Genomic DNA, 20,126 nt, shown 5'->3' with positions numbered 1-20,126 from the left:
TTCCTTGAATTCACCCGATGCTACTTAATTATCGCTAATTAAGAGGGCAATTTAATAAGTAAGTTTATTATATAACAACGTTGTAATATTGTTAATATTTAAAAATTATCAATCATAAATTAAGGAGAAGTAAACATGAATGAAGTACAAATTTTTAATTTTGAACAGTCAGATGTTCGAACGGTGTTAATTGAAAATGAACCATATTTCGTTGGTAAAGATGTAGCTGAAGTATTGGGATATAAAGATTCAGATAAAGCGGTTCGTGATCATATTGAAAAAGATGAAAAGCTGACCCGCCAATTTAGCGGGTCAGGTCAAAAACGGAGTATGACAGTAATTAATGAATCTGGCGTTTACTCATTAATCTTTGGATCGAAGCTAGAATCAGCAAAGCGCTTTAAGAAGTGGGTAACATCTGATGTCCTTCCAACCATTCGTAAAAACGGTGGTTATCTAACTGATTCAAAAATTGAAGAAGTTCTTACTGACCCAGATACAATTATTAATTTGGCAAAACAGTTAAAAGAAGAACGAAATCAAAAGCTAATGTTACAACAGCAAGTTGCTGAAAGTCGTCCCAAAGCTGATTATTATGACCGGATTATGAAGTCAAAGTCATTGGTAACGATTAGTCAGATTGCTGAAGACTATGGCTGGTCGGCACAGAAAATGAATGCTAAGTTGCATGATTTAGGTGTTCAGCACAAAGTTGGCGGACAGTGGTTGCTTTACGCCAAACATAAAAATCACGGGTACACTTTCAGCGAAACTGTCGACATCACTAAAAAAGATGGCAGCAATGACGTAAAGATGAATACGAAGTGGACACAAAAAGGTCGTGTATTCATTTATAACTTGCTTAAAAATGACGGAGTGTTGCCAACCATTGAACGTAATGATGTTGCATAAGTGTGGTGGGTGTAAAAGAATTAACGCCCTATAACTTTATCCCAACAACTAAATTATTAGACAAATAAAAAGTCATCCCGGCTTGGAGAAATAATATGAACAGCATGGTTGAAGTAATTCGCGATTTAGCCGATGCTATTCGCGAAAAAAATAGCGATTCACCTTGGATAGATAGTGATAAAAAAGCTATTGCATATCTGCCATTCGGTAGAACGGTTTTTTATGAACTAAAAAAGAATGCCGAAATTCCATATAGGACGTTGGTAGATCAAGGAATAGCAATTGATTTTTATGACAAAAGAGAACTGGATGAATGGCTGGAAAGTTATTCATCGAAAATAGGAGGTAAGTGAAATGACGGAATTAGTATTTTTTATTTTAGGAGCTATAGCGATTCTATTTTCAATGTTGATTGCAGAACGGTTGATTGAAACGCCTACTAATCGACGTGCAGAGCAGCATAACTTAGAGCCCTGGCAAGTGGCAGACCAGTGGCACAATCATATTTCAGGAGAGAAGTAATGAAAAAAATTGATTATAACGTAAGTGAAACAGTTCAAAAATTTGTCATATCGACACTTGAAGATGAACAAACGAAATATAGCCCCGGGATGGTTGAAAGCATTGCTGATATGTTGAGTGTAGTAGAAGAATACAATCAACATATTATCGATGCCGTTAAAAAATTCGTCGTGGAGACATTAGGGGACAAAACAAAAAACAACTCAGAAATGGTTGCAGCCATTGCTAAGTTGTTAGATGTAACTACTGATTAATCGTGAATTTTAAAATATGTGACACTGTCAGGGTCAATAAAATATTTAGTTTCATGATCACCAAGAGAATCAGAAACTTCTAGTGAAACTTTTAGAATGTCAGTTAAACCCAAAAATTTATTGGCTTTAAAATGTTCACCAGATGTTAGGTGAATTTCAACCGAGTTCTTGTTTGAAAGAGCTTCTTGAATAAATCCTGTTACTGCTTTCATATCGCTTTCTCCTTTCATTTAGGGACTAGGCAAATGAGCCGGTAAATTAATTGTATCAAAGCAGGAGAGAACAACAATGAAAAAGTCGCAAACACAAAAAAGACTAGCCGCCGCCAAGCTTAGCTAGTCATGTACTAATACGAGGAGAATTTTAACATGAATGAACTAAAAATTGTAACTGAATTTGGTGAAATTTACGGAATGAGCCAATTAACTAAACAACAAATAGCGAATATGTCTAACGAACAATTGGAAGAATTTGCTTATATAAGTAAGTATATTGAGCCCACTTTTAAAGCCGCCAAGGATGAATTGAAGAAGCGTTTTGAGTCAGGTCAAAAATTTAATCACGCTCAATATACAGAAAGTATGCGGACTACTATACCCGACAACGAGAAGAATAAACAGGCGTTTTTTAAAAAGTACGGGTTAGATGCATTTGCTATTAAAACTCCAAAACAATTAAAGACTAAGTTTGGAGAAGATATTGAAGCGGACTTAGATAAAGTGACGGTCTATAAACCTACGCATATTTTAAATTTAAAGTGAGGGTTACGAAATGACTGAATTCAATACAATTTACGAAGCGCTGGGTGCGACTCAAGAGAATATTGAGCAGCCTAAAAAAACGTCTGAAAATCCAATGTTTAAATCTGGTTATGTGAATTTGGATGGAGTCGTGGCCGCTATCAACAACGCTAAAAAGAAAGCTGGAGCAAAGTTCTTCTGGACTAATACAGTTCGAGATGGGCTTATGTATACGACTATTTACGGCTATGGAGAGGTTTTAGAACTTCCAGGAAGTCGAGTTGCTGATGGACTAGGCAATCGTGGTACAAACGCGGCTCAAGCCGAAGGAAGCGCATTAACTTACGCGCGGCGTTACTCATTGAGTATGGCCTTTGGCATCGCTGCCGATATTGATGATGATGGGAACGCTGTTAAGACAGACCAAAGAGGTCGACAAGGCTATCAAAATAATAATAGAAATAATTATCCTAACAACAATCAAAACGTTCGTAGAAACGCTGCAGGTCGAAATAATACAGGATATAAGCAACCAATCAATCAACAAAGCAGTCCATTTAATAATGGGCAAAAGGTGAATGATAATGAGTTACCGTTTTAGAAATATAGAATCAAAAAGGAGTGAGATCAATGAATAAAGTTGTATTAGTGGGTCGATTGGCTCGTGATGTTGAATTGCGTTATACCCAATCTGGAACAGCAGTTGGTTCGTTTTCGATGGCTGTTGACCGTCGTCGTACAAACCAAAACGGAGAGCGTGAGACAGATTTTATTAACTGCAAAATTTGGTCCAAAGGCGCTGAGAATTTGGCTAATTTTGTTTCAAAGGGTTCACGGGTTGCAGTTGAGGGCCGGATTGAAACGGGCAGTTATCAAAATAATCAAGGGCAGAAAATTTATACGACGGAAGTTGTAGTTGATAATTTTGATTTAATCGAAACACGAGCTGAATCTGAATCGCGGCGTAGCGACAATCAAAATGGTTATACAGCTCCAACTAACAATCAAGGCAATGTTAATTTCGGCAATGCACAGGCTAGCCCGTTCACACAACAAGTCGCGCAAAGTCAAAATAGCCCGTTTGTAAGTGATCAAGCTGTTGATGATAATTTACCATTTTAGAGGTGAAATATGGCAAAGAGAAGAATGATAAGTCTAGATATTTATGATAGCGACGACTTTTTAGAAATGCCATCAGAGTCACAAAATTTATTTTCACATTTAACGGTGCGAGCTGATGATGATGGGTTTGTTTCGAATCCAAAACGAATTCGAAGAATGTTAGGTTATGGCGAAAATGTATTTGATGTGCTGTTGGGTAAAGGATATGTTTTGGCTTTTAAAACTGGGTATGTAGTTATTACTGATTGGCCTACTATGAATCGAGTAGAGCCGTCTAAAAAAACTATCACAAATGCCAAATACGAAAAAGCACAGTTACGAAGTATTAATAAGCGTTATGAGTTGGATGAAAACGCAGATACATCAATACTTGAGGATGTTTCTAGAAATATTCTAGAAAGTCGGCAATTTATTTCTAGAAAAATTCTAGAACAGGGTAGGTTAGGTAAGGTTAGTCTAGTACAGGTTAAGGATGATGATGAATATAATCAATCATTAGAAATTCAAAAATCAGCAGAAGCATTTCCCAAAACAACAATAGCTGAATTGCTAGATGACAATCCACAAGTAGAAGGATTAGTTAATGACTTGTTTTCAGATTTGATTGTAGATAATCCAGACCAAGCCTTTGAAGCAATTAATGCGGTCGTTAGTCAGTATTGGCGATTAAGAACGTTGTTAGATGATGGCAATGAGGTTCTAAATTTCAAAGAAAAAGTACACGGCAAAGATAAAGGAATACTAGCAGTGATTAAAGAGGCGGCAGAAGCTCAATTAGAGTACATGAAGCCACGTTTAGCTAATTTCAATATGTTTGGCCGGTACTTTGAAAACGGATTAATAGACAGAGTGAATACGGCGATTTCAAGCGGAGGTATTAGTAATGGCAATTAGTAACTTTGAGTTGCAAAAGCTTGAAGATGAACGAGATGAACTGGCGCGTGAGTTTGATGAAAAGGTTAAAGACTTATCGAATCTGTATGCTGGTGACGCTGCAGTGCCAGGGTTACTTGAAGATTTAATGGATTTGAATGAACAATATAACGCCCAAGATCGCTTTATCGAGTGTGGAGGCTATTACGAATGATTCACAATAAATTCAGTTTTAACATTGAACCACAACAACAAGAGCGCCCTCGTTTTTCGAAACGGGGAAGTTTTGTTAAAGTCTACGATCCAATTAAAACAGCTAACTATAAAAAGCAGTTACGTTTAATGGGAACAAAGTTCGCTAATAGTGTGCCTAAAATCGACGAGAAGGTACCAATTCGCCTTGAAGTTACGTTTTATCGTCAAATACCTAAAAGTGCAACAAAATGGCAGAGAGCGCTCGTTAAGCTGGGAAAATGGTTTCCAGTCACTAAGCCGGATTTGTCGAATTACATTAAGGCGTTTGAAGATGGATTAAATACTGTTTTGTGGCACGATGATAGCCAGATTGTCGATATTGTGGCCAAAAAGCGTTTTGGAGATCCACGAATTGAAGTGGAATTATTCGAATTGGAACAGGGGAAGAAAGATGGATAAGGATTATAGAAACAAAGCACGCAATTTAATCAAAACATTGTATTTAATGCTGGAATGGTTGGTGGTCTGTGCCCTATCAACTTACTGGGTAATTGTGACTTCTGATTTCGCTTTGAAGATAGTCTCGCTTGGATACATTTTTACGGCCGGTGGAGCGTTGATTTTTGCACTGATGGTTATTTATTCGGTGTTTATTGTTAAAAGGCTAATTGAAGATTTTCGGAGGCTCAAAGATGAACAGAATTAAAGAGTTGCGAAATAATCAAAAAATTTCACAAACGTCATTAGCTACAAAACTCGATATGCCACAGAACACGATTAGTCAGTGGGAATCTGGTAAAAGAAAACCTTCGAGATACGCTGTTAAATTTTTAGCTGATTATTTCAAAGTTAGTTCAGACTATTTAATGGGTTATGAACAATGAAGTACGCATATAAAAATAAAGATGGGCTGTATTTCAAAGAACACTATTTAGAAAATGGAAAACGGTCATGGCAGTTTACTGATGATTTACGCAAAGCCTACACAGAACGCATTAATACGGCGCAGTATGGGCGACATGTTGTTAGCAAGTTTGATGGTTTTGAAGTCGAGGAGGTTGAGCTATGAAGGGCAAAAGAGCAAATTATGTAGTTTATGACCGAGACGAACTGCCTGTGACGTTTGGCGATGTATTTGATGTTTCTGATTTTTTAGGAATGAGAGTTGATTCAGTTTACTGTGCGGTTTCAAGAAGGAATGCTACAAAAAGTGGATATACGATTGAAAGGGTATAAAAATGGCTGATACAAAGTTTATTGAATTGCAGAAAACATTAGGTAAGCAAGCAGCAGAAAAAGCGATTGACGTCAGCAATAGTCAATATTTTAAAGAGAGTACTTTTTCGTTCTCGTATAACGGACACAATTTTAAAATGACGATTGAGGAAATGGAGTGGTGAAATGGCTTCGATGTTTGTTAGTAGTGGTGCAAAAAAGCAACTAGAAATACAGACAGAATCTATTAAAAGTTATTGATAAATATTGGCGGACTGATTAAAAGATTGGAGAACAAATGATGTATAAATTAACACCAGAATTATCAAAAATTATTAAAGAAGCAAAACAAAAATATTTGGAATTTGGATTATATCCAAGGACTACTTTGAACGAATTAAGTTTCTTTAATGAATATACAAATTTTATTGGAACAGATCCAGTTGAAGGATTTAAAAAAGAGATAGCTGTACTCGATTTTATTTACAAAGACGATACAAGTAAGTTGAAATTTGCAGGTATTAAAGTCGTTGTAGATCATGATCGATATCAAAAATTATTGGAATATGAACGAATTATTGAATCTAAAGACCTTACTAACGGAGTATATGACACGGTTTCAGATTTAATGGAAGTTAAGGTGAAATACAATGACTGATAAATACAAAGTACCGCAAGCAGTGGCTGATTATATTAGCTATGAAAAAGAGGAAGGATATACGTTATTTGGAGCATTCACACATCTAGAACAGATTGCGTTGCGTCGTAACAATGGGGTCTCAGTTCCAGCGTCTGTATATAATGTGTACGAATGGGTGATTGATGGTAATCAAGAAAATTTTGCTAAAGCGTGGATTTATGGGTTTGAAGTTAAAACACCGACTTGGGTAATTATAAATAAGCATGATTATGATGAACCAAGTTGGCTGGTCTTAAAATTAAGTGATAATGGTCTTACCGAATATTGGCACACCGAAGAATGGACACTTAGAAAGACTGCCATTGCTTATGCTACACGTATCACAGACCCAAAATTGAAAGATGCCCTGCTATATGCATACAAAGACTTTGATGCGATTGAGGTGGAGGAATAGTTATGACATTTTCAAAACAAACAATTTGGAATACGAGTACGAATGCTAAGGATATTAAAACAGGAAACAAAGATGATTTAAAGCGAATTACTAATCAAATTTATGGTGTCCTAACGTTTGAGATACCGGAAGTAGTGAGCGAAAATTATGCCTTTCCACTATCCTTAGAAGCAACTTTTGGTTTCGTACAGGACTTCCATGATGGTAACCCATTCCTTTTGGAAATATATAGTGTTGTAGTTGAACGTGAGCATACGTGCGTTGAAATGGATGTCACTATTGAACTAGTAGAAACTGGGGATGGAGTTACACAATTAATAATTAATCGGGAGATTGGCTAATGAAAGCCAAAAAGAAGCCAATTGTTCTTGATGTATGGCAAATTGATTTAACGGAAAAGTTACCACCGTGGGTAAGGTACTATGCGGGTCGACGTAAAATTCAATTTCCTTATCATGATTTTGAAGTGCGAAGAGATCGTACGGTCATTAGAACTCTAGAAGGTAAAATGGAAGCTGATGTTGGCGACTATATCGTCAAAGGAACAAAGAATTATTGGAGGGTTAGTAAATGTCACAATATGAAAATGTAGCAATGGTTCAAAAAGGTGTAATTGAATCTGTTTTAGGCTTACAACCAAATGATGACGGAACATTTACCATCACAGCCAAACAATCTTATCCACGTAAGAAGGACAAAATTATTGAAATGACATTCACTGAAAATGGTGTGAATGCATTAATTGGCACTTGGCTAAGTGCTGTTGAATTTAACAAAAAATAGAAAGAGGATAAATATTATGAATAAAATTGACTTGAATTTAAACAGCTTGGCGAAGGGAGCGTTAGCTGAAGACATCAATGAAGAGTTAGCAAAGGTTGGTCGCAACTTGATTGACCCAAATGTTAAGCAATCAGCAAAACGTGAATTGAACTTGAAAATCACTTTTAAAATTGACGCAGATGGAACAATTGTGACGACGAGTGAGGTTAAGTCAAAACTTGCGCCACGAGAAGAAAAGATTACTCGCGTTTTAGTTGGAGAAAATGGTGCGGGTAATATTGAAATGCGAGAGATGAACACAGATGTTCCGGGTCAGACAATGATTGATCCAGAGTCGGGCCAATTATTAACTGATACTGGTGAGCCAGTACACGGGGAAACGACAGTAGCACCAATTGAAACAGCAACTAAGAAATACATCTAATAAGGGAGATTAACTATTATGACAATGACTAAAGAAGCGCTAGAATTTTTGAACAACCAATCAGTACAAGCAGCCGAAAAGGCAATCATCCACGATGGCGACAACACATTTTTACTTGAAAATGGACAAGTGCGACGATTTGAACCAAACGGAGCGCCAGCTACGATTGATATGCACACGTTAACAGGATTAGTCACAGCTATTAAAACAGATGCTTTATCCGCACAGGTTGTTTCATTACAAGTCGTAAGTCCAACAGAAGTCCGGGTATTTGGTTTTGTAGATGAATACGGTAATCGTCCTATTTTGGCAGAATCGAACGCGTTAATTCCGGATTTCCCGTTTGAGCGTTTCATCAAGCAAGAAGACTTTCAAATTAAAATGCGGTCAATGTTTATTCAAAACAATCACCGAGATATTTTGATTAAGTTTGCGGGCGATTTGGTAGATAACAATGAGCAAGCTTATTCAGATGATGGAATTACCCAAAAGGCAATCGTCAAGTCAGGAGTAGCAAGCAAGACCAATGCAGAAGTCCCATCCCCAGCGGAATTACAACCATATCGAACGTTTATGGAAGTAGCACAACCAGAAAGTGAATTTATCTACCGGATTAATAATTCAAACGGCGATATGAAGATGGCACTATTTGAAGCAGACGGTGGAGCATGGAAATTACAGGCAATGAAAAATATTCATGATTATCTAGTTGAAAAATTGCCTGATATGGTAGTCATCGCTTAATTTATTGCAAATAAAAAAGCCAGCTCACGCCGGCGGTTAAGTAGATAAACGATAATTCTATTTTACCATGGAGGCGTAGGTTAGTGGACGAATTGTTTGATTTATTTGATGAAGATGAACGTACTTTGAACAAATATGAAACTTATAAAAAAGCAAAACGGTTTATGGATAATGGAATGCAACGTATTATGTATATGGCGGGTGAAGACTTTACTAGTGCTAAAGGTCAAATCATATCCGGAATGCCCACTGGGAGCCCTGACGGTAACGCTAGAGAAGATAAGGTTGTTTTACACGTACAAGCGCAAGACGCGTTAGACGCCATTCTGAGAGCTTCTAGGAATATGCCAAATGATCATCGTACCATTCTTGAATATAGATGCTTTAAGCGTATGAAATGGTCAAAAATATGTAAAGAAACTCATTTCGAAAAAACAAGAGCCGAAGAGATACTAATTGAAGCCTTAGTAATGTTTGCTTATAACTTTGTTAATCATATGAACTTGCTTGTATTTTATGAAAAAGAAGAAGAGACCACTAAAAAATAGTGGTCTTTTTTGTATAAAGGGGTTGCGAATAAAAATGTTGCTTGATGAACGCGAAAAAGAATTAAATTAATTCAATAAATCATGTTGATTAATACGTTATAACGTATTATAATAATTTATGTAAGTTAGATAAGTAATTAAAAACAACAGAAAAAAAGAGGATAATAAAATGGTTGAATTAACAGCATTAAACATTAACGAGATTTTGAGCGACGAAGCACTTACAAAGATGATTGAAGCCAATCCAAAAGTTGAATATGCTGATGGGCGCTTCACAGTCCGCGAAGATTATTTACAAATGAACGAAGATGAAGACAGCCTAGCCGGTCGCGATGTAATCACATTTGAAGAATTACGGAACGCTTATCAAGAGTATTTTTATGCTTTAGATTATTTTATGTCTTCAGCTTACGAAGAAGAAGACTATATCGATCGAAACGGAAAAGAAAAGGATGGCAAGTTAATCTTTACACCGTTGGATGAAATGTTGCCCTTAGACGATTGGTCTAAAAATGAACCGGTTGTTAAGCCTTTACGTGACGCTTATACAGATTTTGAATATGAATTAAAGTTTTTGGCAGATTTGGGCGTTGAAATGAAAGAATTTGAAGGCGTTGTTATTGAGGATGAAGAAGAGGATGAGGACTAAAATGCAAATTGATAAGTATCTAGAACAGAAAAATCTAACAAGATATCAAGTAGCTAAAATTAGCGGAATTCAACCCAGCACGTTGTCTGACGCTAAGAAGCGTCCTATTAATAGAATGACTGTTAAAACGCTTCAAGCATTGGCTATGGCAACCGCAGACACGCCTGGTAAGGTTTTGGATAGCCTCATTGAATTAGAAGGCGACCCAATAGCTAATTTCATTGAGGCTCATCCTTTTATCAATAAAAATATTATCCAAGATGTTCAAAGTGTTTTGGACGAAGTTAAGTTCAAGAATGTTGATGTTTCTAATGTAACTTTTAATCGTTATTACGATGAAGAAGAAGACACAAATGAAAATGCAGAAGTGGCGTTAAAAAATATGGTCACGACTTTAGAAGAGATAATTGAAAAATTAAATTAATTGGATAGGTGACTTAATATCAATAAATTAAGTCATTTTATTTTGCAAAAATGGTTGTATTTATATAATATCGGTAGTATAATATAAATATAGAAAGGAGGGAGATATGAGTATTAAATCAAGGAAATCAAGGAAAACTAGGGTAAAACAAAAAGAGCCCTGGTCAAGGTCAGATAAGCTGTCATTAATAGGTGTGGTAATCTCATTAATCAGTCTTATCAAAGAGTTGCTTAGTTAGGGCTCTTGCCTTCGGAGGTCAGAGATGACCTCTTTTGGTGTACTCATATTAACATATTAAAATGAAAAAATTCAACAGAACAGAGAAGTTATTAACGGCTATGATTGTTATTCAGATAATTACATTAGCGATTGCTGTGTTCAAATAAAGGGGGACTTTATGGAACGAGAACATAAAGTAGGACGGCCTAAAAAATATGAAGAGCCATCGACTACGGCTCAAAATGAAGCTAATAAGGCATGGCAGGAAAAGAATCGAGAGCGTGCAAGATATTTACGCAACCGATCGGCAGCACGCTCATTCATTAAGAAACAAGCGACCAATGATGATATTAATGAGTTATTGGGATTAATTGATGAACGTAAAGAAATTCTAAAAACGGGAGAATAGCGGTATTTTAGCGGTCATCACTAGGGCGCAAATGATGCTATTATGTTAGTATCGAATAATTAATAAAGTTCCAAGGGTGCACAAACAAAAACGGACGATTAGATGAGCCGGCTGATAAAGTTTTACTTGGTTTGATTATCAGAAGTCGTACGAATCCTACGCCGAGAGTGGCAAAAAAGGCGTGCGCATTATAGTAGTGGCGGAATAGGTAGACGCTAGAGTTATGAGGCAACGAGTGTTTTAAACGCTCCCTCTGTTAACACTTCCTTGTCGTAAGTCGACCACCTCAAGGGTAAGAGTTAACATGTAAGGTGCAAATCCTTACCTACTATATTAAACCCCTCGAAATCGAGTGGTTTTAAAATTAAAGAGTTTAAAGCAATGACTCAGGTTGTTGCTTTTTTTGTTATATTGAGACGACGCATATAGTTGCGTGATTACCTGGAGGGAAAATATTTGAAATTAATTAACGGCGAAACGTTGGAAGAAATGGCTAAGCTCCCTGACGAGAGCATTGACTTAGTGTTGGTGGACCCACCATATGGAACGATTAAAGGGGTGGACAAAACAACGGACATGAAAAATGTTGATTGGGATGTGTTGGTGGATATGGATGAAATGTTCAACCAGTATAAGCGATTGCTGAAAGTTGGTGGTCGCTTGATTATGTTTGGTAACAATGGCTTCACGCAACAAACGAGGGACCAAAGCACCAGTGTTTTAAATTATGCGTACCCTATGTATTGGATAAAAAATAGCTTTGGCAATCCGTTGCAAGCTAAAAGGGCGCCTCTTTCGTACATTGAAGATATATCGGTATTCAATAAGAATGATGATAGAAACAGTGTACAAGCACCAATGACACGCAAGTATTCACGCGATGTTAGAACATACCTGGGCAATATGAAAAAAAGCGAAATTATGAAGCCGTTTGGGAATTTCAAACTATCACACTTTTTAAGTAGTGATGGTGTTCAATTTGGAATACCAAGCAAAGAAGCTTATGAATCATTTGTTAGGTATTATGATTTAGATAAATGGGAAATGCTTTTAAGTTATCAAGATTTAAAGATGATATTTGATAATGAAAAAACCAATGCGCATAACAAAATTGCCAGGCGCTTTAATATGGTTGATGGAGCTAAACACATACCGAATAAATTAGCATTTGATAAGCCTACCCATTCAGTACATCCGACACAGAAGCCTACTGAATTACTAGAATATTTAATTAAAGTATTTTCAAATGAAGGGGATGTAGTGCTTGATAACACAATGGGAAGCGGTTCAACGGGTGTGGCTTGTGTGAATACCAATCGGGATTTTATCGGGATCGAATTAGATAAACATTTTTTTGATATAGCTGTGGATAGAATCGAAACGTCTAACAAATGTTAGGCGTTTTTTTGTAGGAGGAATTAACATGTTTGGAAGTAAAACGAAAAAAGTAGGGACGATTAGCGGACCACCGGTGGGACCAGATATTTATACTGCACCAGATGATTTAGGAGAAGAACCTGTTGAACCATTTACCGCAGAAGAAGCGTTGAATAGAACCGTTGACGAAATGGACGAAGCGTTTGAATTACTGCGGGATAAAGCGTTTAAAGAAATTAATGAAGCGATTAAACGTGGTGAATATCAGACGGAACTTACTACATATTTTGTTGCTCATGATGTTAATGCTAAACGTTTAGCTGATTATCTAATTAGGTTAGGATATAAAGCTGAGTTGGGTATTAATGGACTTTATGCGGGTCAAGAACTCTTATATCAGCTTGTTGTAAATTGGGGTGAAGATATTAATGGTTAGCGATTTTATAACTAATCTGCAATCAGTAGCTAACAATCGTAGGCGTAAAGCATTTAGTAATGCTACTAATGCAAAGCAATATCCAACAGAAGAAGAAGTTATTAAGTTCTACCGTTCCAATGAGTGGAGACAGATACGTCAAGCAGTACTAGAGCGAGACCATGGCATAGACCAACGGGAGTTAACAGAGCGTGGCAGGCTGATACCGGGAGACACAGTGCACCATATAGTAGAGATACGAGAACACTGGGAGTTACGCAATGACATAGATAATCTTGAAACAATTAGTAAAAGCAATCATAATCGTGAACACATTGAAAAAGGTAATAAAAAATTAAATAAAAGTCGTTATAAAATTGATGATTTTAAAGTTAAAAACTCAGTGAAATCTAGAGATGTTCAGGATGAAATTTTCTAGGTACCCCCCTACAAGTTTTAAATGGCTTTATATTTTTTATCATTGAACGGGTCAGCCCATCCTGTACACAAACAATGATTTCAAAACAATTTACTTTTTATAGATGCGCGAAGGGCTATAGGTGGGGGTTCAGGTTTCTAAAAACACAAAAAACGACCAGATTTAAGCAGATATAAACGGATATTTTGGGATATAAACGGATATTTTCCGCTCAAATAAGACGAAAAGGAGGTGATTTAATGGCTGTAGATCAAATGAGAAAAAACGTGATTCCAATTAAAAAGCAGCCAGATAATAACAAAAATTTGACCGAAGAAGCTAACGAGGATTCATTTGAATTTAAGAACTTTTTAGCTCCAGATGATTTGCAGGAATCAGCTAGAAAAATTTTTTATTCTGTTAAGAAAGCGTTGAATAAAATGGGAGCACTAAATTCTGCTGATATTTATCTTGTGGCCGGTTTTGCCCGATACTCTGACATGGCTAATGAAATTAATAATATTATTGCAGAGGAAGGATATTCACTTTCCGATAATAATGGAAAATTATCAGCACACCCATTATTAAAAGAAGCAAGAGCAGCAGATATTTTAGCAATGAAGTATGCTGATAAGTTGGGAATTACTCCTGAAGCTCGGACGGCAATCATAGTGGAAAGTAATAAGAGCGGGAAGGATAGAGTATGATTAATCCATTAGAATGCAGCGAAAACGAATTGTATAAGTGGTCACAGGGTTTTATTGATAAATATCGAGATTGGTACTACATTGAGGGGCAATCAGAAATGTTACTCACGACCTACTATGCTCAACTTGTTGTTAACGGAGAAGTTCCCGCCAACAAGGAAGTAATTCAATCAGCTCAACGTCATTTAAATGATCTAAAACGTCAAGATGACGCTGACTTTCCTTATTATTTTGATGAAGATGCCGCGTGGAAGCCGATTAAATTTATTGAAGACCATATTAAGCCAAGTAAATCTAATAATGGACAAATGAATATGCAACCTTGGCAGCACTTTATTTTTGGGTCAATATTTGGGTGGAAAGATAAGCGGACGCATCTAAGGCGATACAGAACAGCACACATATACTTAGGGCGTAAGAATGGTAAAACGACCCTGATTAGTGGCTTGGCAGCATATATGGCTGGATATGATGGTGAAAAAGGGGCAGAGGTTTATGCACTTTCCAACTCTAAGGACCAAGCTAAGATTCTATTTAAAGAAACCAAGAATATGATTAATCAATCATCAACAATTGCAGATGATTTCAAAGTTAGACGTGATGATATTGTCCATAAGGAATCGGACGGACAAATAGTGGCACTGAGTGGAGAAAAGCATAATAAAGACGGATATAACGCATCAGTTGCAGTATTTGATGAAATTCATGAATTTAAAACTTATGAATTGATTAATGTTATGCGTAATTCTATGGGGATGCGAGAACAGCCATTGACTTTCTTTATTTCAACGGCTGGGTATGTATTAGACGGTCCAATGGTTGATTATTTTCAAGCAGGTCAACAAGTGTTGAGCGACTATGAATCTGATAGCGATATGAGTACGTTTTATTATATGGCTAAACTAGATGATAAAAATGAAGCCAATAATCCCGAAATGTGGATTAAAGCTAATCCTAATATGCCAATGATGCCTGTAAAAACAATGGTCGAAGATTATCGACGAGACCGTCGTACTCCTCAATTAAAAGCTGATTGGATAACAAAACGTTTCAATATTTTTAGCGAATCTGGCGCGAATTCTTTGTTTGATAATGAGACCATCTTACAAAATAATGATGTTATTGATGAATCGACATTATTAGGTATTACGCCAGTGGCTGGGTTTGATTTGTCTGATACAGAAGACTTTACGGCTGCGGTGTTGGAATTTCCACTTCCGGATGGTCGTATTTTTATTAAACAACAAACTTGGATTCCTCAGGCTCGATATGACAGAGAAGAGCAGTATAAGCGTAGATTTGATGATTGGATTAATTCTGGTGAAATGATTGTATTACCTGGATATCACGTAGACCACGGTGCTGTATATGATTGGCTTATTGAACAAGATAGTAAATACCCAATTGAACAAATTAATTACGATCCAGCTAAAGCAATTACGTTGAATGAAATGTTGATAAGTTATGGATTTAAAACGGAAATAACTCGGCAAGGATTTAAGAGTTTAGGACCGGCATTACAAAATTTCAAGGAATTAATGCTTGATAAAAAGGTTATATTCAACAATAGTTCTATATTCAAATGGTATTTATCAAATACAGCTGTGGTAACTGATCGAAATAATAACTGGATGCCTGAAAAATCATCTAAAAAAAGAAAAATAGACGGTTTTGCAGCTGCGTTGAATGCGCACGTTAAAATTGCGCCAAGGTTATCAATTGACCAAGGCGAAGTACCAGAAGTTAAATTTGTCTCATTTGATGACTTAATGAAGTAATGAAAGGAGGAGGACATGGGATTTTGGAACAATTTATTTGCCAGAAAAGGCACTGAAAATAAAAGCAGCTTTGAACCGTCATTAGGTAATGGATTTCAGTTTTCGGATGACCCGGTTAATTCTAACGCGGCAATATATGGTGTTATATCTAGGCTTTCAAATACTATCGCTACGTTGCCGTTGAATTTATTTAATTCAAAACGACAACCGGTGAACAACGAAGATGTTTCCGTGTTGGTCGGTCGAGAACCTAACCCGATTTTTAGCGCATTTGATTTATGGAATAAAGCCGAAACAGATAGAAATGAGCATGGAAATGCATTTATTTTGATAGAACGAGATGAATATTATCAACCTATAAAATTATGGAATATTAATGCAAGTGACGTAGTTGTTTTGCAAGATGAAGATACCAATGCGTTATTTTATAGAATTAGAGGTAAAAGCAATTCAATTGTTGTTGATTCATCAAATGTTATTCATTTAAAAAACATCACTGGTTCAAATAGACTAATGGGAATTTCTCCCTTAAATGTTTTATCTGATTCATTAAAATATGACCAAGCGTTCGAACAATTTTCATTGAGTGAAATGATGAAAAGAGATAGTTTTTCTGTCACATATGATAGGAACTTAGATAAGGCACGGCGTGATGCTGTTGTTGAAAGTATAAAGAGATTTGTAAAAGACAATGGCGGAGTTTTATTTAATGAACCCGGTGCGGAAGTTGAGTTGATGCAACGTAGCATTGCGACTACAGACGTTGCGAGAAACGATAACACTTTTTACAGACGAGTTGCCAATGCGTTTAATGTGCCATTATCGTTTTTAAATGCAACTGAAGCAACAGTTGATAGCGAAAATAACATGATGTATTTTGTACAGATGACATTGATGCCAATCTTGAAGCAGTATGAATTTGAATTGAATAAAAAGTTATTAACCGACTCACAAAAAAGAGGCGGTTTTTATTTTAAATTCGATGAACGTTCATTGCTTCGCGGAGATACTCAAGCGCAAGCAGCGATGCTTCAACAAGAAATTCGTAATGGAGTTTCATCACCTAACGATATTTTGGAACAGATGGGACGTCCACGTTCTGATGATCCAACGATGGATAAGCACTATGTTTCCGGCGATATTTATCCTATCGACTGGACACCAGAACAGCGTCGTGGAGCTTCTAGTGAGGCAATTAATTCACGGAAAGGAGGTGATAATAATGAAGTTTTACAACATGAGCAAAAGTGATGAAAAAATAGCAAATGTTTCGTTTGATGGGACCATTGGTGAAGATTGGTGGGACACAGCATCTAAGACGGCCGGTGATTTCCGTGATGAATTAAAAGAATTAGGCGATGTAGAAACTATTAACGTAAGTATTAATTCTCCGGGCGGTTCTGTTTTTGATGGAGTAGCTATTTATAATATGCTAAAAAATCATAAAGCAAAAATTAATGTAGTTGTAGATGGATTAGCAGCGAGCATAGCATCTGTTATAGCGATGGCTGGAGATACATTAACAATGAATACTGGTTCTATGTTGATGATTCACAATCCTTGGACTATTGCGCAAGGTAATTCTAAAGACCTACGTGAAACAGCTGATACGTTAGATAAATTACGAGATAACATTTTATCAATTTATACAGATAAAACCGGGCTCAACGAGGACGATGTTAAGCAATTAATGGACGCTGAAACATGGCTTACATCAGAAGAAGCCTTTAAACAGGGATGGGTCGATTCTACCAATGAACAAATTGCTGTAGCGGCAAGTATTGATAAAGATGTCGCAAAGTTTTATCAGAAGTTGCCAGATAAACTTCAAGCCGAGGCAGAGGCTAATCTTAATGATGAAGAGACTCCAAAATCTAAGTTTGATGATGAATATCGTCAACAAATTAAAGCACACATTGAATTAATCAATGCACAACAAAAGGAGATTCAAAATGGATAACGTATTTAATTTAAAGCATAGCGCTGATGTATTGGGTGAGAATGCAAAGAATGAAAATGAGAAGTTAGTAAAGATGACGATGGACACTACTTTATCGTTAGATCAAATTAACAAGCAAGAGGAAGTAGTGGCAACAGCTAATAAGCGTTTTGAAATTGCAAAGGATGCTTATGAAAAGGCGGACGCCAAAGCTAAAGCTTCCCTCGGAGATGCAAAGAAAAATTCATTGAATGACCCTAAAATGAAGGCTATTAATGGTTATGCTGATACTTTGCGAGGCGTAATGAAGGGAAACACAGTTTCAGAAGCTGAGTTCAAAAATGCCACAGGCGCAAACGTAAACGGTACAGATGACGCAAATGGTGGAGATAACTTTTTGCCCATTACTTTGGGAAGCGAGATTATCTCTGAACCAGATACACCAAATCCATTGCATGACGCGGCTACTTTTTCATCGTTAGTTAATTTACGACTACCTAAAGCTGATATTGATTTTGGAGACGCATGGGCTGTTGTTAATGATGGCGCTGAGGCAAATGATGCTGAATTAAAAGGTGATCACATTGAGTTTGGGCGTAATTTATCAAAGATTCGTGTTGGAATGACGGATACCCTTTTAGCTGGTACTTCATTGGCCTTAGTTCAGTGGGCACAACAAAAGTTAATTAACGGGTCATCCGCATTAGAGTTGGCCCGAGCATTCACTGACAAGCCAATGGCCGGTGAAGAGCATATGTCATTTTATGATCCGACAAATAAAATTAAGGTTATGAACGATGGAGCAGATCTCTATGAAAAGATTACCGGTGCATTAGCTGACTTGTCAGATGCTGATGCAGACCAAGCCTCTATTTTTATGACACGAACAGATTTCAATAAAATCGTTAAGTTGCTTTCTAATAGTTCAGCTACTTTGTTTGGCGCAGCGCCAGAAACCATTTTCGGTGTTCCGGTACATTTCACTTCACGAGCTGTTAAACCTGTAATTGGTAACTTTAGCCAATACCAAGGAAATTATGATCCAATGGGTTCAATGATGGAACAATATCGTGATCCAAAGACGGGTGTTACTTATGTTCAATACACTCTTTGGTATGATGCACAAATTAAGCGCCCATCAGCATTCCGTATTATCGGTGAAACAGAAGCGAGTAAATAATCCGAAAGTCAAAGAAATCGTGACTACGGATAAAACGGCAACGTTGGAGGTAGAGTAAATGACAACTACATTTGATTTATACGACGGAGAAACAAAAGTACAAACTGGTGTTTCATCGCCAATCTTGATTGATGGATTGAATTCTGATACTGAATATACAAATTACTCAGTCTCATATTCTGGTAAGTCTGATAAAACGCCAGTATCGTTCAAAACTAAGGCTGCAGCTAATGTACCAGTAACCGGAGTAACAATGTCGCAAAAGACTGCGTCGATGAAAGTCGGCGACACAAAGCAAGTGACCGCTACTGTGGCACCAGAAGATGCTACAAACAAGAATGTGACGTACGCATCGGACAATGAAGAAATTGCCACTATTGATGCAACAGGTAATATTGTCGCTGTAGCAGTTGGTTCAGCAAACGTCACGGTAACAACAGCAGACGGTTCATTTACCGATAAGACTGCAGTAACTGTCGCAGAAGCTTCTTAATTTGATTTGATAGGAGGTAATCAATGGATAGCGATGAAATTTTACCCATCGTTAAAGGCTCGTTGAGATTAGTTGGAAATTCAGAAGATAAGGTAATTTCATCCATCATTAACGCAGCAATTCAATCTACAAAAAACGCTATTGGTTCGGATGATGAATTTTATAATCGCGAGGATGTTAAATTTATTTTTTATCAAGCAGTGGTTCAATTGTCAGTGAACAACTATTTAAGTCGTTCAGCTTCATCAGACACAGCTCAATTTAATACTAAATTTGGATATAATAGTATGGTTTTAGATTTGAAAGCTACGTACGCTTTGTATGAATCGGAGAAGTCCAATGAGTAATAAAATTGATATTTATCGATATAATAAGTTGCTTACATTTGGTAAAAATAAATCAACCGAAGGAACAGACGGTGTTTTTAGAAGTGTTTTTTCAGAAATGCTTTCTGTTTGGGGGGCGCTTTTCAAAATTAGTGATGATGGTAATGTTTCAATATCTGGTAAAGATATAAAAGTAACTAAAGTATTTGCTGTCCGAGAATTAGTTAATATCGATTCAACAATGATAGTCAAAATTGACGACCATTATTATGAAATTGATAAAATAAGCGACCGGGTAGATAGAACTGATCCATATAGTTACGATTTAGTTTATTTAATTGAGACTGATAGTATAGGTGATTAATT

38 protein-coding genes are annotated in these 20,126 nt (G+C 36.7%); 37 read left to right on the top strand and 1 reads right to left on the bottom strand.

Going from position 1 to position 20,126, the window contains the following annotated elements; translation table 11 throughout:
• Positions 1-135: 135 nt before the first annotated feature.
• From ACJQWY_RS02395 to ACJQWY_RS02380, 4 genes are all read left to right on the top strand, one after another.
• A complete protein-coding gene (locus ACJQWY_RS02395) occupies positions 136-912 on the top strand; it encodes a phage antirepressor (RefSeq protein WP_407076167.1) in 777 nt (258 codons plus the stop codon).
• 95 nt (positions 913-1,007) lie between these two features.
• Positions 1,008-1,265: a hypothetical protein gene (locus tag ACJQWY_RS02390; RefSeq protein WP_407076166.1), complete on the top strand. Its 258-nt coding sequence runs from the start codon at positions 1,008-1,010 to the stop codon at positions 1,263-1,265.
• Between the two features lies 1 nt (position 1,266).
• Positions 1,267-1,434 (top strand): hypothetical protein, encoded by a 168-nt coding sequence (locus tag ACJQWY_RS02385; RefSeq protein WP_407076165.1) that lies wholly within the window; start codon positions 1,267-1,269, stop codon positions 1,432-1,434.
• On the top strand, positions 1,434-1,688 hold the full coding sequence (locus tag ACJQWY_RS02380) for a hypothetical protein (RefSeq protein ID WP_407076164.1): 255 nt from the start codon (positions 1,434-1,436) through the stop codon (positions 1,686-1,688). The genes ACJQWY_RS02385 and ACJQWY_RS02380 overlap by 1 nt, the downstream gene beginning before the upstream one ends.
• On the opposite strand, the gene ACJQWY_RS02375 is transcribed toward ACJQWY_RS02380, so the two are convergent.
• Positions 1,685-1,900, bottom strand: coding sequence for a hypothetical protein (locus ACJQWY_RS02375; protein ID WP_407076163.1), 216 nt, complete (start codon positions 1,898-1,900; stop codon positions 1,685-1,687). The genes ACJQWY_RS02380 and ACJQWY_RS02375 overlap by 4 nt on opposite strands.
• A gap of 156 nt (positions 1,901-2,056) precedes the next feature.
• Between ACJQWY_RS02375 and ACJQWY_RS02370 the strand changes: the two genes are divergently transcribed.
• The 33 genes from ACJQWY_RS02370 to ACJQWY_RS02210 all read left to right on the top strand — a co-directional run bounded on the left by ACJQWY_RS02370 (position 2,057) and on the right by ACJQWY_RS02210 (position 20,124).
• On the top strand, positions 2,057-2,449 hold the full coding sequence (locus ACJQWY_RS02370) for a hypothetical protein (RefSeq protein ID WP_407076162.1): 393 nt from the start codon (positions 2,057-2,059) through the stop codon (positions 2,447-2,449).
• A gap of 10 nt (positions 2,450-2,459) precedes the next feature.
• Positions 2,460-3,029, top strand: a complete 570-nt coding sequence (locus ACJQWY_RS02365) for an ERF family protein (protein ID WP_407076161.1) — start codon at positions 2,460-2,462, stop codon at positions 3,027-3,029.
• Between the two features lie 29 nt (positions 3,030-3,058).
• Positions 3,059-3,550 (top strand): single-stranded DNA-binding protein, encoded by a 492-nt coding sequence (locus ACJQWY_RS02360; RefSeq protein WP_407076160.1) that lies wholly within the window; start codon positions 3,059-3,061, stop codon positions 3,548-3,550.
• 9 nt (positions 3,551-3,559) lie between these two features.
• Positions 3,560-4,444 carry a hypothetical protein gene (locus ACJQWY_RS02355; RefSeq protein ID WP_407076159.1) on the top strand — a complete coding sequence of 295 codons (885 nt, stop codon included), beginning with the start codon at positions 3,560-3,562 and terminating at the stop codon, positions 4,442-4,444.
• Positions 4,434-4,637: a hypothetical protein gene (locus tag ACJQWY_RS02350; protein ID WP_407076158.1), complete on the top strand. Its 204-nt coding sequence runs from the start codon at positions 4,434-4,436 to the stop codon at positions 4,635-4,637. Before ACJQWY_RS02355 ends, ACJQWY_RS02350 begins: the two co-directional genes overlap by 11 nt.
• On the top strand, positions 4,634-5,077 hold the full coding sequence (locus ACJQWY_RS02345; RefSeq protein ID WP_407076157.1) for a RusA family crossover junction endodeoxyribonuclease: 444 nt from the start codon (positions 4,634-4,636) through the stop codon (positions 5,075-5,077). Before ACJQWY_RS02350 ends, ACJQWY_RS02345 begins: the two co-directional genes overlap by 4 nt.
• Positions 5,070-5,324, top strand: coding sequence for a hypothetical protein (locus ACJQWY_RS02340; RefSeq protein ID WP_407076156.1), 255 nt, complete (start codon positions 5,070-5,072; stop codon positions 5,322-5,324). Before ACJQWY_RS02345 ends, ACJQWY_RS02340 begins: the two co-directional genes overlap by 8 nt.
• A complete protein-coding gene (locus ACJQWY_RS02335) occupies positions 5,311-5,502 on the top strand; it encodes a helix-turn-helix domain-containing protein (protein WP_407076155.1) in 192 nt (63 codons plus the stop codon). The genes ACJQWY_RS02340 and ACJQWY_RS02335 overlap by 14 nt, the downstream gene beginning before the upstream one ends.
• On the top strand, positions 5,499-5,687 hold the full coding sequence (locus tag ACJQWY_RS02330; RefSeq protein WP_407076154.1) for a hypothetical protein: 189 nt from the start codon (positions 5,499-5,501) through the stop codon (positions 5,685-5,687). Before ACJQWY_RS02335 ends, ACJQWY_RS02330 begins: the two co-directional genes overlap by 4 nt.
• Positions 5,684-5,854, top strand: coding sequence for a hypothetical protein (locus ACJQWY_RS02325; RefSeq protein WP_407076153.1), 171 nt, complete (start codon positions 5,684-5,686; stop codon positions 5,852-5,854). Before ACJQWY_RS02330 ends, ACJQWY_RS02325 begins: the two co-directional genes overlap by 4 nt.
• Positions 5,855-5,856: 2 nt before the next feature.
• Positions 5,857-6,018 (top strand): hypothetical protein, encoded by a 162-nt coding sequence (locus tag ACJQWY_RS02320; protein WP_407076152.1) that lies wholly within the window; start codon positions 5,857-5,859, stop codon positions 6,016-6,018.
• Between the two features lie 116 nt (positions 6,019-6,134).
• Positions 6,135-6,491 (top strand): hypothetical protein, encoded by a 357-nt coding sequence (locus ACJQWY_RS02315; RefSeq protein WP_407076151.1) that lies wholly within the window; start codon positions 6,135-6,137, stop codon positions 6,489-6,491.
• On the top strand, positions 6,484-6,927 hold the full coding sequence (locus tag ACJQWY_RS02310; RefSeq protein ID WP_407076150.1) for a DUF1642 domain-containing protein: 444 nt from the start codon (positions 6,484-6,486) through the stop codon (positions 6,925-6,927). Before ACJQWY_RS02315 ends, ACJQWY_RS02310 begins: the two co-directional genes overlap by 8 nt.
• Before the next feature lie 2 nt (positions 6,928-6,929).
• Positions 6,930-7,268, top strand: a complete 339-nt coding sequence (locus ACJQWY_RS02305) for a hypothetical protein (protein WP_407076149.1) — start codon at positions 6,930-6,932, stop codon at positions 7,266-7,268.
• Positions 7,268-7,519 (top strand): hypothetical protein, encoded by a 252-nt coding sequence (locus tag ACJQWY_RS02300; RefSeq protein WP_407076148.1) that lies wholly within the window; start codon positions 7,268-7,270, stop codon positions 7,517-7,519. The genes ACJQWY_RS02305 and ACJQWY_RS02300 overlap by 1 nt, the downstream gene beginning before the upstream one ends.
• On the top strand, positions 7,498-7,710 hold the full coding sequence (locus ACJQWY_RS02295) for a hypothetical protein (protein WP_407076147.1): 213 nt from the start codon (positions 7,498-7,500) through the stop codon (positions 7,708-7,710). Before ACJQWY_RS02300 ends, ACJQWY_RS02295 begins: the two co-directional genes overlap by 22 nt.
• A gap of 16 nt (positions 7,711-7,726) precedes the next feature.
• Positions 7,727-8,134, top strand: a complete 408-nt coding sequence (locus tag ACJQWY_RS02290) for a replication terminator protein (protein ID WP_407076146.1) — start codon at positions 7,727-7,729, stop codon at positions 8,132-8,134.
• A gap of 18 nt (positions 8,135-8,152) precedes the next feature.
• Entirely contained in the window at positions 8,153-8,878 is a 726-nt protein-coding gene (locus ACJQWY_RS02285; RefSeq protein WP_407076145.1) for a hypothetical protein, read from the top strand.
• Between the two features lie 83 nt (positions 8,879-8,961).
• A complete protein-coding gene (locus tag ACJQWY_RS02280; protein ID WP_407076144.1) occupies positions 8,962-9,426 on the top strand; it encodes a hypothetical protein in 465 nt (154 codons plus the stop codon).
• 169 nt (positions 9,427-9,595) lie between these two features.
• Positions 9,596-10,075 carry a hypothetical protein gene (locus ACJQWY_RS02275; RefSeq protein ID WP_407076143.1) on the top strand — a complete coding sequence of 160 codons (480 nt, stop codon included), beginning with the start codon at positions 9,596-9,598 and terminating at the stop codon, positions 10,073-10,075.
• 1 nt (position 10,076) lies between these two features.
• Positions 10,077-10,499: a helix-turn-helix domain-containing protein gene (locus tag ACJQWY_RS02270; protein ID WP_407076142.1), complete on the top strand. Its 423-nt coding sequence runs from the start codon at positions 10,077-10,079 to the stop codon at positions 10,497-10,499.
• Between the two features lie 397 nt (positions 10,500-10,896).
• Complete coding sequence (locus ACJQWY_RS02265; protein ID WP_407076141.1) at positions 10,897-11,127, top strand: hypothetical protein; 231 nt, start codon at positions 10,897-10,899, stop codon at positions 11,125-11,127.
• Positions 11,128-11,583: 456 nt separating this feature from the next.
• Positions 11,584-12,525: a DNA-methyltransferase gene (locus ACJQWY_RS02260; RefSeq protein ID WP_407076140.1), complete on the top strand. Its 942-nt coding sequence runs from the start codon at positions 11,584-11,586 to the stop codon at positions 12,523-12,525.
• Positions 12,526-12,550: 25 nt separating this feature from the next.
• A complete protein-coding gene (locus ACJQWY_RS02255; protein WP_407076139.1) occupies positions 12,551-12,940 on the top strand; it encodes a hypothetical protein in 390 nt (129 codons plus the stop codon).
• Positions 12,933-13,358 (top strand): HNH endonuclease, encoded by a 426-nt coding sequence (locus ACJQWY_RS02250; protein ID WP_407076138.1) that lies wholly within the window; start codon positions 12,933-12,935, stop codon positions 13,356-13,358. The genes ACJQWY_RS02255 and ACJQWY_RS02250 overlap by 8 nt, the downstream gene beginning before the upstream one ends.
• A gap of 239 nt (positions 13,359-13,597) precedes the next feature.
• Positions 13,598-14,044 (top strand): phage terminase small subunit P27 family, encoded by a 447-nt coding sequence (locus ACJQWY_RS02245; protein ID WP_407076137.1) that lies wholly within the window; start codon positions 13,598-13,600, stop codon positions 14,042-14,044.
• Complete coding sequence (locus ACJQWY_RS02240) at positions 14,041-15,822, top strand: terminase large subunit (RefSeq protein ID WP_407076136.1); 1,782 nt, start codon at positions 14,041-14,043, stop codon at positions 15,820-15,822. The genes ACJQWY_RS02245 and ACJQWY_RS02240 overlap by 4 nt, the downstream gene beginning before the upstream one ends.
• A gap of 15 nt (positions 15,823-15,837) precedes the next feature.
• Complete coding sequence (locus ACJQWY_RS02235; protein ID WP_407076135.1) at positions 15,838-17,073, top strand: phage portal protein; 1,236 nt, start codon at positions 15,838-15,840, stop codon at positions 17,071-17,073.
• Positions 17,045-17,782: a head maturation protease, ClpP-related gene (locus ACJQWY_RS02230; RefSeq protein ID WP_407076134.1), complete on the top strand. Its 738-nt coding sequence runs from the start codon at positions 17,045-17,047 to the stop codon at positions 17,780-17,782. Before ACJQWY_RS02235 ends, ACJQWY_RS02230 begins: the two co-directional genes overlap by 29 nt.
• Positions 17,775-18,941: a phage major capsid protein gene (locus ACJQWY_RS02225; protein WP_407076133.1), complete on the top strand. Its 1,167-nt coding sequence runs from the start codon at positions 17,775-17,777 to the stop codon at positions 18,939-18,941. The genes ACJQWY_RS02230 and ACJQWY_RS02225 overlap by 8 nt, the downstream gene beginning before the upstream one ends.
• Before the next feature lie 58 nt (positions 18,942-18,999).
• Positions 19,000-19,434, top strand: a complete 435-nt coding sequence (locus ACJQWY_RS02220; RefSeq protein WP_407076132.1) for an Ig-like domain-containing protein — start codon at positions 19,000-19,002, stop codon at positions 19,432-19,434.
• Positions 19,435-19,457: 23 nt separating this feature from the next.
• Positions 19,458-19,781, top strand: a complete 324-nt coding sequence (locus ACJQWY_RS02215) for a head-tail connector protein (protein WP_407076131.1) — start codon at positions 19,458-19,460, stop codon at positions 19,779-19,781.
• Complete coding sequence (locus tag ACJQWY_RS02210; RefSeq protein ID WP_407076130.1) at positions 19,774-20,124, top strand: phage head completion protein; 351 nt, start codon at positions 19,774-19,776, stop codon at positions 20,122-20,124. The genes ACJQWY_RS02215 and ACJQWY_RS02210 overlap by 8 nt, the downstream gene beginning before the upstream one ends.
• The last annotated feature ends 2 nt before the right edge of the window (positions 20,125-20,126 follow it).

Origin of the sequence: Weissella kandleri, assembly GCF_045504165.1 — a bacterium.
Classification (GTDB): domain Bacteria; phylum Bacillota; class Bacilli; order Lactobacillales; family Lactobacillaceae; genus Weissella; species Weissella kandleri_A.
This window is presented reverse-complemented; position numbering and strand designations above follow the sequence as displayed.